This is a genomic window from Legionella sp. D16C41, assembly GCF_048541585.1.
GTDB lineage: Bacteria > Pseudomonadota > Gammaproteobacteria > Legionellales > Legionellaceae > Legionella_C.
In genome coordinates this window covers 241,576-257,804 of record NZ_CP183303.1, presented here as the reverse complement: position 1 = coordinate 257,804, position 16,229 = coordinate 241,576, and the positions used below count along the sequence as shown (strand labels likewise).

Here is a 16,229-nt window from a genome sequence, read left to right as displayed (position 1 = left end):
CCTGGGCTCGTTTTAGATTAGTCGGTAAATTTAATTTAAACTACACTTTTTATATCGTGCTTAACCGTTGCTTCATCAAGCATACTTTCTACAAGTTGATCACCACCATCATGAAGTAAGCATTGTTTTTGCACTTCCTTTAAGCTACCGTATTTTCCATACAGTAACATCATTTTAATTAATCCTGATTCACTACTGCGAGGAGAGAGTTTCTCTCTTACTTGTTCAGGATCAATAATTGTCATTTCAATGCCTTCTTGATCCGTTTTCTTAAAGATGAGGTAGGGATTTCCTTCATGATCATTTAGCACTAAGCTAAAATTATAATTTAAGACTGCAAATAGCGATTCAACTTGGAATGCCGGTTTTTGCAACTTAGAAATAAATAAGCTGCTATCATTTCTGGCACTTATATTTAACCGTTTTTTATTGAAAAAAGAGGTTAAATGTAAAAGAGCGCCTTGTTCCTCATTAATGGTTATAGTTTTTGTACCATGCGTATCTATTGTCGCTATAAGTGCCGGTACTTCATTAGGACGAATGTTCGTGTTGTAAACAGCAATCGTTGTATTTGGCGCACAATAAGCAACCAAGCCAATACTTGCCGTTTTATGCATATGTAATAAACTGGTGGTATTAACATGACGACCTTTATCAGCAGCACTAGTATCTTCACGAGTAGCTCGATTGTAAGTACGTTTGACTACTTCAGCCACATCATCTAAACAAGCCCAGACAACTACAGAATTATTATTAGTTTCTACTAAAGCACGATGTGCTGGTTTATAAGTTACGCCATCAACTATCATATTAGGTCGTTTATCTTTAAATGACTTCATACGATCTTCCACAAGTTCACTAACTAAATAAGCACTATCTTGTGTACGAATAAATATCTGCTCAGTCTCGAGTTGCTCAAAATCGTCTGTTCCAGGAAGATAGATACCACGATAATCATCTGTGGACATAGAAACATAATTCATTCTATCTTGCTCTTTTACATATTGATTAGATATGGTACTTTTACCACTTGCTGAAGGCCCAATAAAAACATAATCTTTATTATCCCCAATTGGCAACTGTGGCTTCTTTTCCAAGTTATCTTGTTGCGCAAATGAATCTAAATAATTATCAAGAAATGCTCCGACAACTTCATTAGTTAATTTCTTACGAACTTTATTCCTTTCCATTTCTAAACAAGATTTAAATTTGAAGTCGTAATCAAACGAATCTTCAACAATATCAGGATAAAGCTTTTTCATCCGTTCAGTAGCTTTTCGTACGCAATCGTCATAGAGATGTGATTCTGCTAGAGGCGCTAGACGAATTGTCATATTCTGCCAGTCAAGGCTTAGTTTATCCATAGCATTAGACATAGAAATGTCATGCCATAGTTTTTTCGCTAGTTTATTAACCTCTTCAATATCAACACGATAATCGGTAATTAATCTAGCTGCTATATTTAAGTAAAGCGCAGACGATAACCTAGGAACCAACACATCAGTTAACCATTCTTCCTGGGCCATTTTCGCATGATAAAGTTGCTCATCAATAATGCCTTCCATAAAGTTAGGTTGCAAAATACGGTTGTGTTGCTGTTGTAAACTCTTTTCTTTAGTTGTCCAAGTTTTATAACTTTTAAGCGTTAACACGTGACGCATATCATAATGCCTATAAGCTTCTTTTCGTGCCTCCTCTAAAGTGATAGTGGGTAAGTTAATAGGCTTATCAGGAAGTGTTAGCTCTTTATTTAGCGTGTAAGCCTCTGAGTGTTTAGATTGAGTTAGAGCTGCTTGTTCTTTTTGATATTCTTGTAAGGCATGCTTATGATAATATTCAGGCTCATCATTTAAATAAGCTAATAGCTTTAATTTAAGCTCTTCTCGTAAAATAACTGCAGCAGGCACAAGCTCCCCATCTTCATTGAGAAGGTAATCTCTTTCGCCATTTTCTTTATTATAAATTGGCGCAGCAAATTTATTTTTAACAATTGCAGCTACTAAAGAGCTCCAGTCTAAATACCATGTCTCTCCTTGGCTTGTGTACTCAATTTGCTCAAAATCTTGCTGATTCAAAATAAAGTTACATACAAATTCATTAAAGTTACCATCTGTTTTCGGAAAAGGCTCATTAGCAAATAATATGGGTGTTTTATCATAGAAATTTTTTAATTTCTTAAGATGAATAATTAAGGCTTGGACATAACTATTAAGTTTATTATCTTTTTCATTTTTATCTTTACCTAAAGAAGCAACGACATCCATAATCGCTTTCATTAAATCTTTTACAGCATCAATTTCATCTTTAATATCATTATTTACTTCTCTATGATTTTTTGCCTGTGCGGCTAGCCTATTTAAATTTTCTTCATAACGTTGGTGACTGTTTTCAAGTAATAATTGGGTCAAATTTGGCAGATTTCCTGCATTTAACCATTGATTTAAGATAAACTTCGCTTCTTCCCTTTGTATAAAGTTATTAGGCGGTAAATTAGTTGCCTGCGGGTCTGTATTAAATTTTGTAGTAATAAAATGAATCGCTTTATCACGTAATGAAGCAGTATTATTTACCGCCAATTGATTAGTATGTCCTCGCAAAGCTGTTACATTAAGAATATTAGGTAAGTACTGTTTTAACTCTTCTTCTGTAGTGTGTTCATAAATCAAACTATTAATGTCTGCTGAATGAATCATACCCTTAACAAGCTCACCGTTAGCTTTTAAAATTGTGTAGTTAAAAAAACTATTATCTAACTCAACATAGAGCTTACCCTTTTTATACTCCTTATTAGGAGGAATTTGGGTTGTGATGTCTGTACTAATTACTTGAAAAAATTTTATTAATGAATCACGTGTTAGCGTTTCTGGCGCAACAACTTTTTCATTGTCTGAATCTTGGTTAAATTCAGAAGCCAAGTGTATTGTAAACGCTCGGAGAAAATTTTCATATAAAGGATTAACTACTAAGCAATCAATAAGCTGTTCATAATCATCCTCATCTTTAATCTTTACTAAATTTGGTGCATATTTAGCTAACTTTTTTTGCTCATGTAGAAATTCTTTAAATACCTTTTCTAACTCTGACAAATTATTTATTTTAGCTTCTCTTAAGAGATCTAAGGTAATATGCCGCTCTTTAGAATGGCTTAACTTTAAAGCAAATTTTTCTAAAAATAAATGATAGCTTGGCCGGCTGTATAATTTGTCAATAATATGTTGCAGTATCAACTCATTATACGAAGAGTTCTCATTTGTTTTTTCGATTACTTGATCGGCAACTTTAATTTCCTTTGTTGCTAATTCTTGCAAGAGGATAATTGCAAGATCATCCCAATTAATTCCATCTTTTTTTAAAGATTGCGCATAGTTATTTATTATTAAATTTTCAAAAGAACTACTTAGATTTTGATTATTATATCGGTTGAGTTCATTATTTTTGGTAAATAATTTCATACTACACTCTAGTTATTATTAAAATTTTTTTTACTTTAACAAAGAAAAATTAAGAGAATATGAAGAATTTAAAATTAAATAAAATAATGTAAATATATTTTTATAATTAATAAGGATAAATAGGCCCTTGATTTTGAAAGATTTTTTTTTGCAAATTTTATTTTTTATTCTATTTTGCTTATTTTAGTATAAATAATTTTATTAAACGTTTAAGGAAAATTGAAAAATTACATGCTAAGTAAATATTTTTAGCAAGATAAAAAATTAAACGATGGAAATTATCATTTATTAGATTTTAAGCTCATACCTAACCTTGCTCTCGCTTCTATAAAAGAATTTTGAATTAAATCTTGGCGACTTATATTAGTAATATAACGACTTAAAGTTTGCCAATGTGTATTTAGTGAGAATCCAGTTAATTCTAAATTCAAAAATGCGACCACTATACTAATATCTGCCATGCTTAGTATATTGGCTACTAGATAATCTTTATTACTAATTTGTTGTTCTAGATAGGTAAATATTTGCGGTAATTTTTCTAGCGCTTCTTTTACTGCAGTTTTATTAGGCTCATATTTAAATTTCTCAGCTAAAATTTGATTGAAAAAAATAATTAAAATGGTGGGCATTAAGACGGTATCAGCGTATTCCTCATACCATAGACAATGAGCATAATCCTCAGGGTTAATTGGATAAATAGTATGTTCTGGGTATTTTTTTTCTAAAAACGCACAAATTACAGAAGAGTCAGCAAGAATTAAATCTTTTTCTTGATACAGTGGTATTTTACCTAAAGGACTCAACGTTAAAAGCGTTTCTTTATGTTCTTTAAGAAAAGGAATAAGCTCTTTTAACTCAAAAGCTAAATGTTTAAATTGTAAGACAGCTAAAACCTTACGCACATAAGGTGAGACAATTGAACCATATAATATTCGCTTACTCATGCTGACTCCTCTTATTAATTGTTAAACATTTAACCTTCAGTTTATTTAAGCTAATTTAATAATAAGTCATTATAGATACAAAAATACGCATTAATCTAATTATTAGCAAATTCGGTCAAATATTGTTGTTATAAAATGAATATCATTTATCAGGTAGGCAAAGTAGATGACGTAGAGATTAATATGAATTACGAACGACAGTTACAAAAAGTTATTAGCTATATTGGTAAGCACCTAGATGCTAAGCTTACATTGGAACATTTAAGTGAGATTGCTTGTTTTTCAAAATATCATTTTCATCGTTTATTTACTGCCTACACCGGGTTATCTTTACAGCAATATATACGTTGGCTACGCCTTAAGCGGGCAGCTCATCAGTTAATTGTTGAGAAAGATAAATCAATTATTGATATTGCGATTAATGCAGGCTTTGAATCTCACGAAGCCTTTACCCGCGCTTTTAAACAAGCTTGTGGCAAGTCACCTAGTATGTTTCGGCTGCAAGCAAATTGGCAAGCTTGGGAAAAATTATCGCACTTTTTGCTTAAACGAGATAAATTTATGAATATAGTTATTAAGGAAATGCCTAAACGGCGGTTAGCTGTTTTAGAGCATAGAGGTGCCCCTCAAAAAGTGGGCGAAAGTGTTAACCAATTAATTGAATGGGCAAAGGCACAGCCTATTAATTTAAAACCAAATCCAGGAGAAGCTTTTGGCTTTGCTTATGATGATCCTAAAACGACACCGCCTGATGAATTTCGCTTTGATTTAGGAATTACGGTGCCTACCCAATTAAAAATTCAAGGAGAAATAATAGAAAAATACTTACCAGCTGGCCGCTACGCTGTGGCAATGCATCGAGGGTCACGTGAGAATATTGATCAAACCATTTATTATTTATATCGTGACTGGTTACCGCAATCACAAGAAGAGCTTGCAGATCTGCCGTGTATTTTTTGCTATTACAATTTTGATCATGAAGTTGCAGAAACTGAGTTAATGACTGAGTGCTGGTTATTATTAAAATAAAATAATGATAAGTAGGTATAAAACGATGAGGCCTGCTACATAGTTGGCCTCTTTTATAGAGAATTGCCTACGACTTTATTATAATCACTTACTTTAAATGATGTTTAATCAGTTCATACAAAGAAGTATGAATACCCACCTGCAAAAAATCTGCAAAAATAGGCAAAGGAATACCCATCACTTGAGCAAAAGTATGATATACCGAATTACTATTTATCGTTCTTGCTAAAGGAAGGCAAAAACCGCCTCGGGGATAATCAAGATTTAAGCTATTAATAGCTTTTATAGCGTGAACTGCCTGCAACCAACGTGGTATTGAATCGTTTCCAGTATATATAGTTTTATAGGCATGTATTGGCAACTTATAAGAATTTAATTCTAAATTATATTGATTAGCAAAATCATTATCATAGATAAGGCAATATGCTCGTAGGCTATGCTCACGCTTATAACCAATGGGAACAATTTTGTTAGTTCGGCGAGAAGTTGCAAATCCGTGTAATTGAGCGATAACTTTATTATTTTTGATATCTCTTAAAAGCCAAAAATTATGGGTAAAACGCTTACAAAGCGGAATTGGCAATATAAAGATAGCAGCGTCAATCGTATAATCTGACATAAATTCTCATTATTTTCTGGTTAAATTTCATTTTTAATAGCTTTCTTTCATCAATTTCAAATCACTCATCTATTAATATTAGTTGACTTTATAAGACGATAACGTTTATATGCTATAGCGTCACCTACTAAAACTTACTAAGTGGCACTCTCATTAATTGCGTATAGGGAATTTACCATGAAGTTTTTAGTTTCTCTCTTAAGTTTACTCCTTTTAGGGCATTTTGTTTTTGCCAAAAAGGCTTCACTCGACCAATCTTCGCTACTACCTAAGCGTTACATAAAAAAATTAGATAGACACGTTTCTTTTCTAGGGTTAGGAACTGTTGAATTAGGTCGTGCCTGGGGTATTGCAGGTGAAGAAAGCTTACATCCGTCTGAATCATTAGCAAAAGATGTATTAGAGCAGGCACTAAAAAGTGGCTTGAATGTTATTGATACCGCTTCTTCTTATGGGCTTAGCGAAGAACGCATCGGCCGCTATATTGCGCGAGAAAATTTTGATTATCTCTTAATTACCAAACCTGGTGAACATAATATTAAAGCGACTGACTCGCGCTGCCAACAAAAAGCCTATGATGGTATTTATTGTGCTAAACCCGCAGCCGCTTACGATTTTAGCCGAGAAGCCATTTTTAATGATGTTAATGAGAGCCTTAAGAAATTAAAAACGGACAAAATTGATGTCGTTCTTTTACATTTAGATAATAAAACGGCAATCGATATTTTAAAAAAAGGGGAGGTTGTTGAAGCATTACAAGATCTAAAAAGCATGGGAAAATTAAATTTCATGGGCATTTCAGTTAATGGCGCGCCTGCACAATATGCTATAGATATGGATGTTTTTGATGTTATTGAAATGGAATACAGTTTAATTAATCAGCGTAACAAGCCTTATATTGATGCAGCATATGCTAAAGGAATGGGTATTATTATACGAGGTGGCTTAGGAACAGGTTTACTAACCTCATATGTTAAACAACATATCGATGAACCCAATTTACCCTATGGAGAAAAAATACGTGCTTTACTTAAATTAACTCAGTACGATTATGATAAGCTAACTAGCTTAGCCCTTGCCTTTCTTTATCAAGATCCTCATATCAGCTCAGTTATTATTGGTGCAGATAGGCCAAGCTATATTAAAAAAGATATTAAACTCTTGAAAGAATTTAATGATTACGCTTTATTAGAAAGAGCTAAAGAGCTGGTGCAAAATTATGAAACGCCAGACTTTTTTACCGAAAATATGGGTGAATATTACTTTAATAACCTCCTTCCAAATTGGCAGTAATGAGACAAGGTCAGTCGAAAAAAGGCTGAAAAAGCGCAGTTTACATGAAGTACATGAGCAATTTGAAGACTTTTTTCGGCTAAGATTGGCCATTAATGCTAGTTTGGAAAAAGGTCTAATGAATGATAGCGCGCTGGTAGGATACAATAAAGTATTTAAAGGCCAGGCGGCAACATCTCGGCGGAGATTGATTTGTATTTGTGAACCGCGATACCAAGCTTCTCAGAGTTCGTCAGGATTAATATTTAAACGAAATATTTTCTTTTAATTTAGTAGAAAATTGATAAATCAATTAGCTATCTTTACTTTTGTAATCAGTGAATCCTCCTCACTTCACCGTTAATTTAAGCCTGCTTAAATTATTTTTTATTTATTAATATGAACTGCTAGCATATTTTATAATTCTTGAACAATAAGCAATAAATGGTTAAACTGCTCATTTTTCCAGCACCTGTATAGATCATGACAAATTTAGATGTAAAACTTGAACAATCAAAAAGTAAATATGGCAGCTTCTATCGATTAGTAAAGCCTAAACAAAGTCTTGCTAAGCAAATCGGCCAATTTTTATTAAATACTATCAAATTACCCTATACAATTTATCAAATAGTTGTAGGCCGCCTACTTAGCTATTTAGTAATTAATCCACTTTTTCGTAAAGATGAAAAAAATGAATCTTTAATTTTACAAAATTCTAAAAATCCTGATCCATTATTTACTCCAGCGGATGAAATGGATGTAATAAATATTTTGCCTAAAAAAAATATTCTTATTAGAGAATTACTAAACTGGCAAAATTTTTTAGTAAACCATACCGTTACTCTTAAAATTGTTTATTCCCTACTTAGCTGGGTAACGCACTTATTTCCTAAACCGCGTGCCGAAAAATATATTGATAGTTATCTAGATAAACTAGTTGATTCTGTTGCTGCAAAAGTTAAAGGCGAGGATGCTAGGTTTAAGCCAGAACAAATTCATTTTCGTGGCCTTAACCAACTTAGCGAAGCACAGCAAGAGCGTTTTTACCAAAAATTAGAATCACGCTTAAATTATGACTTTCGCCAAAATAGCAATCATCTTTATTTTTATCAATTACAAACACCTGATAATGCATTACTTGATTCTGTAGAAATTCGTAATCCTAAATCAGCTAACCAAGCGATTGAAAATCGTCGATTTATTATAACAGCAATGCCTAGAAGCAATAATTTTATTGATTGGATTAAACATTATCAAATTTATGCTAGGGAATTGAACACCACCGTTATAGCTTTTAATTATCGCGGTATAGGATTAAGCAAAGGGATTATAAAAAGTGAGCAAGATCTCTATGATGATACGCTTGCCCAAGCGCAACGTTTAATAAAGTTAGGTGCAAAGCCTGCCAATATAGCTTTTATGGGGGAATGCTTAGGTGGTAATGCAGCCGCACATACAGCTGGCATTTTACAAGAGAACGATAACTTACCAGTTAAATTATATGATGCTCGTTCATTTCGCTCTTTAACAGCAATCCTTGCTGAGCGAAGTCTGCCTCCTAAAGGAAGTAACCCCTTACATCCTCGCAGCTGGTTAAATTGGCTAAAATACGGCTTTGTAAAATTTATATTTAATCCAATTATTGTTTCTAGTGGATGGTCTTTAAATGTAGACAAGCAATTTGCGGCAATTCCACCCCATGACAGGGATTATACTGTTGTGCGTTCTAAGAAAGATAAGGATGGTAAGCACTTCGCTGATGATAAGTTAGTTCCTCATAAAAAAGCATCCATTTACTCTTTAGTTAAAGAAAAAACAAAAGAGTTAGCGGCTAGAAAGCAAGCAGGAGCAAAATTAACTTCTAATGAAGAAGAGTGGCTACAGGATAACCCTAAATTACATAAATTTTATGTTTCTGAGGAAAAGATTAAAGATGCACGCAAAGCAAACGGCCATACTGTCCATCCAAGAAATTTGGTACCGACTTGTCCTATCTCATGTGATGACAAAACGCAACTTGATAGCCGTCAATATTCACTTAATTTCTTTAAACGGGTATGGCCGGTAGAGGAAGAAAAACCACAAGATTATCAATTAACTATTTAAGGATTTGGTAAGATACTTATTCTAGCGTTAATCTAACTTTAAACTTACATCTAGCTTTGTAGGATTAATCCCAACTCTAGATGTAAGCACTTACCCACTTTTAATAAATCCTAGTCTATACTTTTAAATAAGCCGATTAATTTCAGCTTATTTTTTTAAATTATTCATTAGGAATTTTATTATGAATAACAGAACTCAGCAAATGCCTCGAAAATCCAAAAAGAATATTAATCGTTTAGTTAACGAACATAAACGACATGCGTTTAATGTTCCTTCTAATACTATTAAAGATGGTGCAGATAAGTTACCCACAGTACAAGCGCCTGCCTAATAAGTGATATTATTTTCTAGTTGCGCTTAGTTACAGTTGTATATTTTTAAGGAAAATGTATGACTGTTTCACAAAAGTTATTATATCTGCTTCCAATGCAGCCTTTTATGGGTAAAAAACCTGTAAAGGCTATGCATTTTTCTCTTAGAAAACGAACTAAGGTGAGTTTCCTTGAGCTTATTCAGGCAGCAGAAAAAGGGCTTAAAATTAATTTCAATCTAAGCGAAAAATTCACAAAATTAGATAATAAAAAAATTTTTTCCTCTTTGCTTTATTTTTATTATTATTCACTATTAGAAGCTATGCAGGAGCAAAATAAAGATCAGGTTTTTAAATTATGTCGACTTTTAATGAAAATCGATATTAATAACTTTTATACAACACCTCTTTTAATAGGCTGTAATTCTCTTAACCCTATTATTAAATTTCAAAAGAATTATATTAAAGCTACTGCACAACGGATTGAAACGTTTAAGCCTCTTTCCCCTATCGAATATGATTTAGCTAGAAAATATATTGATAAAGTATTAATTATTATTAAAAAAGTTAATAGAAATTTATATGATGAGATGCATGAAATACTTTTACTATTACATCTTTCAAAAGGTACGTTTTTTGCCACAGCAGCAACAAGCTTAAGATACTTTGGCATGATTATTATGCGCTATAAGGTATTTGAATCAGCAGAGCAACAATTTTTATATTTCTTTGACAGCCTAGTACATGAAACATCCCATGTATTTTTAAATTTACTTATGACCTTAGATCCAATCATTTTAAATTCTACTGACTTATATCATTCACCTGCCAGAAATGTATTACGACCATTAAAGGGAATTTTTCATGCTCATTTTGTTTTTTTTAGATTAATTATTATGTATAAGTTAGCCGCCTCCTATTTAATTGGGGCTGAAAATCATGTCAAAAGCAGGAATTTTAATATAGCTATCCGCGATTTACCTTATAATTATCAGGAACGTTTAGCAGCCTACCAAGTAAAATTTAAGCAAGGTGAAGAAATTTTATTAAAACATGCTAAGTTAACTGATTTCGGTGTGGAATTTTTACGCTCACTTAATTTGGAGAGCCAAGATGCCTTACCCCAAATTATCTCAACTTGAAAAAAAGCTTATTGAACGAATAATAGCTTTAAAACCAAAAGCACATACTTTATTAGAAGTCGGTTGTGGCGATGGTAGAAAGTTAATTTATTTAAAAAACAAGCATAATATGAAAGTGTTTGGTATTGATATTTACAATCCTTATATAGAGAAACTGCGTCAGTTAGCGATTGATGTGGAAGTAGGTGATGCCAGACACCTACCTTATCCTGATAATAAATTTAGTTGGGTTTTAATCGCAAACTCTCTACATCATATTCCTAATCCAGAAGATGCCTTATCAGAAGCCCTACGAGTTGCTCAATATGGAGTTATTGTTGTTGATCCATGGTATGACAAAACCATCTACTCACAACAGCTTAGCGCTGAGCTAAGTGCTTGGTGTAAAAAACTTCATCAAAGCTTAGGTTACTTTCATCGCGAGGGCCTTAGTGCGGGAGAAATTATTAATGCCATTACTCAAGACATAAGTGACATAGAAATATACTATGAACTCTTTCTTAAAGAATTAGATTTAAACGCCTTTTTTAAAGTCCAACAGCAATATATAGACCAATTACATGATAATCATTATCTACTATGGGAATTAAAACAGATTAAACACAAAAACCAAGATAGTTTTATTAGTGAGCCTGGGCAAGTCATTGTTATTATTAGAAAATAGCTTCCTTAATTATGAGACCAATGCGCATGTCTACTATAGCAACCCAACAAAAGATCATAACATTTGCTATTGTAAATGGCTTAATTGCGCAATTTGCTATGGATATCTATATTCCCTCTATGCCCGCAATGGTAAAAGCTTTTAAAACAATAAATGATACTATTCAATTTAGTTATTTTTATTTTATGTTAGGGTTTGGCTTAGCTATTTTCTGTTATGGCTTTTTAAGAAAGTTAATAAATTATCGCACCATTTTTATTCTATGTAATACTATATTTTTATTGGCTACTTTGGCAATTATTTATTCTGATCAAATTACCTATTTTTTGTTTTTTCGATTTATACAAGGACTAGGAGCAGGACTTGGCTCAATGGCTATTATTATTGCACTTATTTATCTTATGTTTTCCCCAGCTAAGTTAGGAATTTATGTGTCTTATGCGGTATTTTTTCTAACAACTGCTAATATCTTAGCACCTTTATTAGGCGGCTATTTACAAGAATTTTATGATTGGCAAAGTAATTTTATCTTTTTATTTATATTAGCTTTTTTATTATTGATTTTAAGCTACTTTCTCTTACCAAATATTATTTTTGCCTCATCAGCAAAAAAAGGGTTTTCAATAACAAAAGTAAGAAGTCTATTAGCAAATAAGCAATACATTACCCATGTAATATATGCCATTATCTGTGTAAATATTATTGTATGTTATTTAATTATGAGTTCATTTATTTTACAGATGCACCTAGGTATTTCTACTAGGATTTATGGATGGATTGCGTCTTTAGTTAGTTTATTATTTAGTTTAGGATCTCTTTGTAATAGCATGCTACTTAACCGATATTTACCAAAACATTTAATTTATGTTGGTCTAATTATTAGCTTTTTTGGTATAGCATCCTTCTTTGCTGCAAGCTACTTTGCAACAACTTCTGTTACGGCTTTTATTATTCCCATGACTATTTCTGCATTAGGATTAGGTATTTTATATCCTAATTTTGTTGCTTGCGGTTTTATAAATTTTACTTCTTTTATTATCGATGCAACCTCGCTTTTAAGTATATTGAAAATTACTATTATTTGCTTATTTATGATATTTATTGCTTTATTACCTGATACTTTTTTTATCTGCGCTTTACTCACAAGCGCTATGTATAGTTTATTATTATTCTTAATTTTAATTTTTAATAGAGAATATTTAATTTAAGTCACTATAAAATAAGAATATTTGATTATTAGGCCAATTTTTTCTGAATTTAAAAACATCCTAATTAATGTTTTAACAAGCCAACAAGCAAAAAATTAATCATCAGGCTGCAAATTTGCTCTGCTTTGTTAAATTTGTTAAAATTAAGTTTTAGATTTTAAGCATAATTACAAGAAGTGTGATAAAAAACACTTATTTAATAATAGGTGACACCTTAATAAAACCCTAGAGAAACTACTAATTTAATCTTACCTCTTTAAATGATTACTAAAGTCATTCATGGTAAATGAATAGATTTTCTACTTTCAAAAGCAAAGTTGTTTCATTGCTCTATAATAATCAAGTGAAAACTGCACTAAAGGCACAGAAAAATTGAAAGATAATTACGCAAACGTAGCTAATCATTTATCTATTCGAGGTATTGTTATTTGGTTAATTTGCGCCTTCTTTTTTTTATATGAATTTTTCCTACGTACTGTCTTAGGCACGCTTCAAGTATCCATTATGCAAGACCTAAACCTATCTGCAGTACAGTTTGCAATAATTAGCTCGACAACGTACCAAGTCACTTATAGTTTGATGCAATTTCCGGTAGGTATCATTGCTAGCCGGTATGGGTTAAAGCATACTCTTTTATTCGCTGCAGGCCTTTGTGCAATTGCTAATTTTGGTTTCTCAGTAAGTTCTAGTTATGAAGTGGCCATATTTTTTAGGGCCTTAATGGGCATTGGTTCTTCATTTGGTTTTGTTTGCTTATTATTAGCCGTCTATGACTGGTTACCTAGAAAAAATATCGCTTTCTTTATTGGCTTATCTCAATTTGTAGGTACACTTGGGCCAATGCTTGCAGCCGGCCCCTTAAGCACCTTAGTAACTACAGGTGCTGCAGAGTGGCGCGTATTATTTTTTTCACTGGCACTTATTGGCGTTTTACTGGCAATATTGATTCTTATTTTTGTTGCTAAAAATCGTACTCCCATTGATGGCCGTTATATACTTACAAAATCGACTTCTCTTTTTACCAATTTACGTGAACTTCTATCACAAAAACAAATTTGGTGGATAGGATTTTATTCTTCTAGCGTTTATTTTTCCCTTGAATATTTATCTGAAAACGAAGGCCTTAGATTTCTATTTACCAAAGGCTTTTCTGCTAATTTTTCAGCTTATTTTATTACAGTTTCTTGGTTAGGTTATGCTATAGGGTGCCCGATATTAGGCTATCTTTCAGATAAACTTAACCAAAGAAAACCGATTATGATTTTTAGCGTGACTTTAGTGCTAATCAGTTTAACAGCTATTATTTATTTGCCGCTTAGTTCCTTTTTAATGCTAAGTGCTTTTTTACTACTTGGGATAGGCGCAAGTGGGCAAAGCATTGGTTTTGCCATTATTAGTGAATACTGTCAGGCTAGTTATTTAACCCTAGGACTTGCTTTTAACAATACCATGATCATGTTTTTTGGTGCGCTTAGCGCGCCCTTGATTGGTATTCTTCTAGAAAGCAAAATAAATGATTATTCGTTATTAGGTAATTATCAAGCTAATTTCTCAATTATGATTATTTTCATTTTATTTGGTTTGCTATTAAGTTTACTTCTTATAAGAGAGACGTTTTGTAAGCAAGTTAGCGAAATGACGATTTTAAATCCTAAATCAATTTCAACTTAGTTTTAGTTTGCTTGTTTTGGGCTATGAAGTGGAATGTAATCAAAGGTTTGTATAGCTGTGATGGCTCCACATTCATCATAAGTATTATCTGCACAAAGATAGAGTTCTTCTGCACCGTATTCTGTAGCCTGCATCATTGCCTCTTTAAGAGAATGAAAATGACGAATTTTTTTTCCTTTATGGATAAATGAATCGTTATTTTTACTAAGGATTTCTACAATATACTCATGTAATTCTACAGGAGAATAAATTAAAGCAATTGATTTAGATTTAGATTTAACATATGCGGTTAAATCATCACGAGTTTGATTTTCCATCATAGTTTCCTCACAAGGCTTTATTTAATTATAGCTATTTTTTACTTACCTTACCCAAACTCGTGCTTTAATCAATCTTTCGTCGTGGATAATAGATTAGCTAATCCCTCACGATAAGTGGGATACTTAAGTTTAATTTTTAATTCTTGTTTAATTTTAGAGTTATCAACACGACGATTATTCAGATAGAAGTGCTTTTCCATAGGTGAAAGTATTGCTTTTTCATAATTTATTAATGGTAAATGAGGTTTCTTAAGTAAATCACAAGCATATCTATCTACAATATGAGCAGCAGCTGGCTCATCGTCAGCTACATTATAAATAGAATAAGGTTTAGGACATTGCATAGAAGCCAGTAAAACAGTAACAATATCAAAAACGTGAATTCTTGAAAAAAATTGTTCGTCTTTATAAATACTAGCTTTTTTGCCAGCTAAAATACGCGTAAGCGCATTTCTTTGTGGCCCATAAATGCCTGCTAATCTAAAAACATGCAGCGGTAACTGATACTGCATTGCAAATGACATCCATGTCTTCTCGGCATCAAGTCTTAATTTACCTTGTATGTCATGGGCAAGGCAAGCAGAGCTTTCATCCACCCATTCACCTTGATAATCCCCGTAAACGCTCGTAGAAGATAAGTATCCTAGCCATTTAAGTTGGTGGCTATTGGCTTGAATTAATTTATTGAAATTTGAAAATACAGGATCGCCTATTCCTAACTTAGGCGGCACACTGATTAAAATATGCGTTGCCTCTTTTAAATAATGAGCTACTTCAGCATCATCATAAGAAATCAGTTGATAGCCTGAATTTATATATTCTGGATATTTAGATTTATCACGTGTAGTACCAATAACTTTAAAATTTAAGTTAAGTAACTTTTTCGTTAAATATTGTGCAGTATAACCAAAGCCAAAAATAAAACAGCAATTTTTATCATTTAATTTCTGCATAAATAAAGATAGCAATGACTTAGCTTAAACCATCAGTTTACGCAAATACATGAGTAAAAGATAGATAAAACTTAAGTTTAGTATCAAGCTTTACGCAAACTTGATACCTATTTCTTTAATTAACTGGAAAGGAATTATTTTCAGCATTTCTATAATCAGGAAAAGAAGCATGCATATGCGCTATCTTCCAATTACCCTCGTCTTGCTCTATGATTATTGTGCCACGCAAATGATCAAAGACATAATCTTGACCTGCAATTTTAAGATGGGCATTACAAATTGCTGCTGCCCATAAAGCATCGTCAGGTGAAACAATAAAGCGTACTATTTCTATTCTTGACTCGTCTGATTGGCTCCAGTCTCTTTGTAACTGCTCTTCAATTTCCTTTAACCCTACACGATACTCATCAATTCCTGAACCCCACACATTAGCATTTTTAGTAAACAGGCTAAGGGTAGAAGGTAGGTCTCGTTTTTCATATCCTGCACAAAATTGTTCAAACAGATTTTTTGCTGGTTTATTTCGTGGAATCTTCATC

Annotated in this window: 14 protein-coding genes; 8 read left to right on the top strand and 6 right to left on the bottom strand. The window is 32.4% G+C overall.

The window, feature by feature from the left end:
* Positions 1 to 35: 35 nt before the first annotated feature.
* Together ACNVED_RS01165 and ACNVED_RS01160 are read right to left on the bottom strand one after the other, a co-directional pair.
* A complete protein-coding gene (locus ACNVED_RS01165; protein WP_419419946.1) occupies positions 36 to 3,452 on the bottom strand; it encodes a hypothetical protein in 3,417 nt (1,138 codons plus the stop codon).
* Between the two features lie 281 nt (positions 3,453 to 3,733).
* Entirely contained in the window at positions 3,734 to 4,396 is a 663-nt protein-coding gene (locus tag ACNVED_RS01160) for a glutathione S-transferase family protein (RefSeq protein ID WP_419419945.1), read from the bottom strand.
* Between the two features lie 183 nt (positions 4,397 to 4,579).
* On the opposite strand from ACNVED_RS01160, the gene ACNVED_RS01155 reads away from it, so the two are divergent.
* Complete coding sequence (locus tag ACNVED_RS01155) at positions 4,580 to 5,425, top strand: AraC family transcriptional regulator (protein WP_419421126.1); 846 nt, start codon at positions 4,580 to 4,582, stop codon at positions 5,423 to 5,425.
* Positions 5,426 to 5,513: 88 nt separating this feature from the next.
* Here ACNVED_RS01155 and ACNVED_RS01150 read toward each other — a convergent pair whose 3' ends face one another.
* Positions 5,514 to 6,044 carry a hypothetical protein gene (locus ACNVED_RS01150; protein WP_419419944.1) on the bottom strand — a complete coding sequence of 177 codons (531 nt, stop codon included), beginning with the start codon at positions 6,042 to 6,044 and terminating at the stop codon, positions 5,514 to 5,516.
* 177 nt (positions 6,045 to 6,221) lie between these two features.
* Here ACNVED_RS01150 and ACNVED_RS01145 point away from each other — a divergent pair, with 177 nt between their 5' ends.
* The 7 genes from ACNVED_RS01145 to ACNVED_RS01115 all read left to right on the top strand — a co-directional run bounded on the left by ACNVED_RS01145 (position 6,222) and on the right by ACNVED_RS01115 (position 14,417).
* Positions 6,222 to 7,337, top strand: coding sequence for an aldo/keto reductase (locus ACNVED_RS01145; RefSeq protein ID WP_419419943.1), 1,116 nt, complete (start codon positions 6,222 to 6,224; stop codon positions 7,335 to 7,337).
* A 462-nt stretch (positions 7,338 to 7,799) separates the two neighbouring features.
* Complete coding sequence (locus tag ACNVED_RS01140; RefSeq protein ID WP_419419942.1) at positions 7,800 to 9,422, top strand: hypothetical protein; 1,623 nt, start codon at positions 7,800 to 7,802, stop codon at positions 9,420 to 9,422.
* Positions 9,423 to 9,603: 181 nt separating this feature from the next.
* Positions 9,604 to 9,753: a hypothetical protein gene (locus tag ACNVED_RS01135; protein ID WP_419419941.1), complete on the top strand. Its 150-nt coding sequence runs from the start codon at positions 9,604 to 9,606 to the stop codon at positions 9,751 to 9,753.
* A gap of 59 nt (positions 9,754 to 9,812) precedes the next feature.
* The gene (locus tag ACNVED_RS01130) at positions 9,813 to 10,874 is read left to right on the top strand and encodes an aKG-HExxH-type peptide beta-hydroxylase (RefSeq protein ID WP_419419940.1); all 1,062 of its coding nucleotides are present in this window, start codon (positions 9,813 to 9,815) and stop codon (positions 10,872 to 10,874) included.
* Entirely contained in the window at positions 10,846 to 11,538 is a 693-nt protein-coding gene (locus ACNVED_RS01125) for a class I SAM-dependent methyltransferase (RefSeq protein ID WP_419419939.1), read from the top strand. Before ACNVED_RS01130 ends, ACNVED_RS01125 begins: the two co-directional genes overlap by 29 nt.
* A gap of 26 nt (positions 11,539 to 11,564) precedes the next feature.
* Positions 11,565 to 12,746 carry an MFS transporter gene (locus ACNVED_RS01120; RefSeq protein ID WP_419419938.1) on the top strand — a complete coding sequence of 394 codons (1,182 nt, stop codon included), beginning with the start codon at positions 11,565 to 11,567 and terminating at the stop codon, positions 12,744 to 12,746.
* 372 nt (positions 12,747 to 13,118) lie between these two features.
* Positions 13,119 to 14,417: an MFS transporter gene (locus tag ACNVED_RS01115; protein WP_419419937.1), complete on the top strand. Its 1,299-nt coding sequence runs from the start codon at positions 13,119 to 13,121 to the stop codon at positions 14,415 to 14,417.
* Positions 14,418 to 14,419: 2 nt separating this feature from the next.
* Here the strand turns inward: ACNVED_RS01115 and ACNVED_RS01110 are convergent, their stop codons facing one another.
* The 3 genes from ACNVED_RS01110 to ACNVED_RS01100 all read right to left on the bottom strand — a co-directional run bounded on the left by ACNVED_RS01110 (position 14,420) and on the right by ACNVED_RS01100 (position 16,228).
* Positions 14,420 to 14,734 carry a hypothetical protein gene (locus ACNVED_RS01110; RefSeq protein WP_419419936.1) on the bottom strand — a complete coding sequence of 105 codons (315 nt, stop codon included), beginning with the start codon at positions 14,732 to 14,734 and terminating at the stop codon, positions 14,420 to 14,422.
* 71 nt (positions 14,735 to 14,805) lie between these two features.
* Positions 14,806 to 15,690 (bottom strand): SDR family oxidoreductase, encoded by an 885-nt coding sequence (locus ACNVED_RS01105; RefSeq protein ID WP_419419935.1) that lies wholly within the window; start codon positions 15,688 to 15,690, stop codon positions 14,806 to 14,808.
* Between the two features lie 115 nt (positions 15,691 to 15,805).
* Positions 15,806 to 16,228, bottom strand: coding sequence for a nuclear transport factor 2 family protein (locus ACNVED_RS01100; RefSeq protein ID WP_419419934.1), 423 nt, complete (start codon positions 16,226 to 16,228; stop codon positions 15,806 to 15,808).
* Between the last annotated feature and the right edge of the window lies 1 nt (position 16,229).

Coding starts and splice junctions, on each gene's coding strand:
- ACNVED_RS01150 (WP_419419944.1), bottom strand. CDS start 6,044: ATGTCAGATTATACGATTGACGCTGCTATCTTTATATTGCCAATTCCG.
- ACNVED_RS01130 (WP_419419940.1), top strand. CDS start 9,813: ATGACTGTTTCACAAAAGTTATTATATCTGCTTCCAATGCAGCCTTTT.
- ACNVED_RS01140 (WP_419419942.1), top strand. CDS start 7,800: ATGACAAATTTAGATGTAAAACTTGAACAATCAAAAAGTAAATATGGC.
- ACNVED_RS01125 (WP_419419939.1), top strand. CDS start 10,846: ATGCCTTACCCCAAATTATCTCAACTTGAAAAAAAGCTTATTGAACGA.
- ACNVED_RS01155 (WP_419421126.1), top strand. CDS start 4,580: ATGAATTACGAACGACAGTTACAAAAAGTTATTAGCTATATTGGTAAG.
- ACNVED_RS01145 (WP_419419943.1), top strand. CDS start 6,222: ATGAAGTTTTTAGTTTCTCTCTTAAGTTTACTCCTTTTAGGGCATTTT.
- ACNVED_RS01100 (WP_419419934.1), bottom strand. CDS start 16,228: ATGAAGATTCCACGAAATAAACCAGCAAAAAATCTGTTTGAACAATTT.
- ACNVED_RS01165 (WP_419419946.1), bottom strand. CDS start 3,452: ATGAAATTATTTACCAAAAATAATGAACTCAACCGATATAATAATCAA.
- ACNVED_RS01160 (WP_419419945.1), bottom strand. CDS start 4,396: ATGAGTAAGCGAATATTATATGGTTCAATTGTCTCACCTTATGTGCGT.
- ACNVED_RS01135 (WP_419419941.1), top strand. CDS start 9,604: ATGAATAACAGAACTCAGCAAATGCCTCGAAAATCCAAAAAGAATATT.
- ACNVED_RS01105 (WP_419419935.1), bottom strand. CDS start 15,690: ATGCAGAAATTAAATGATAAAAATTGCTGTTTTATTTTTGGCTTTGGT.
- ACNVED_RS01120 (WP_419419938.1), top strand. CDS start 11,565: ATGTCTACTATAGCAACCCAACAAAAGATCATAACATTTGCTATTGTA.
- ACNVED_RS01110 (WP_419419936.1), bottom strand. CDS start 14,734: ATGGAAAATCAAACTCGTGATGATTTAACCGCATATGTTAAATCTAAA.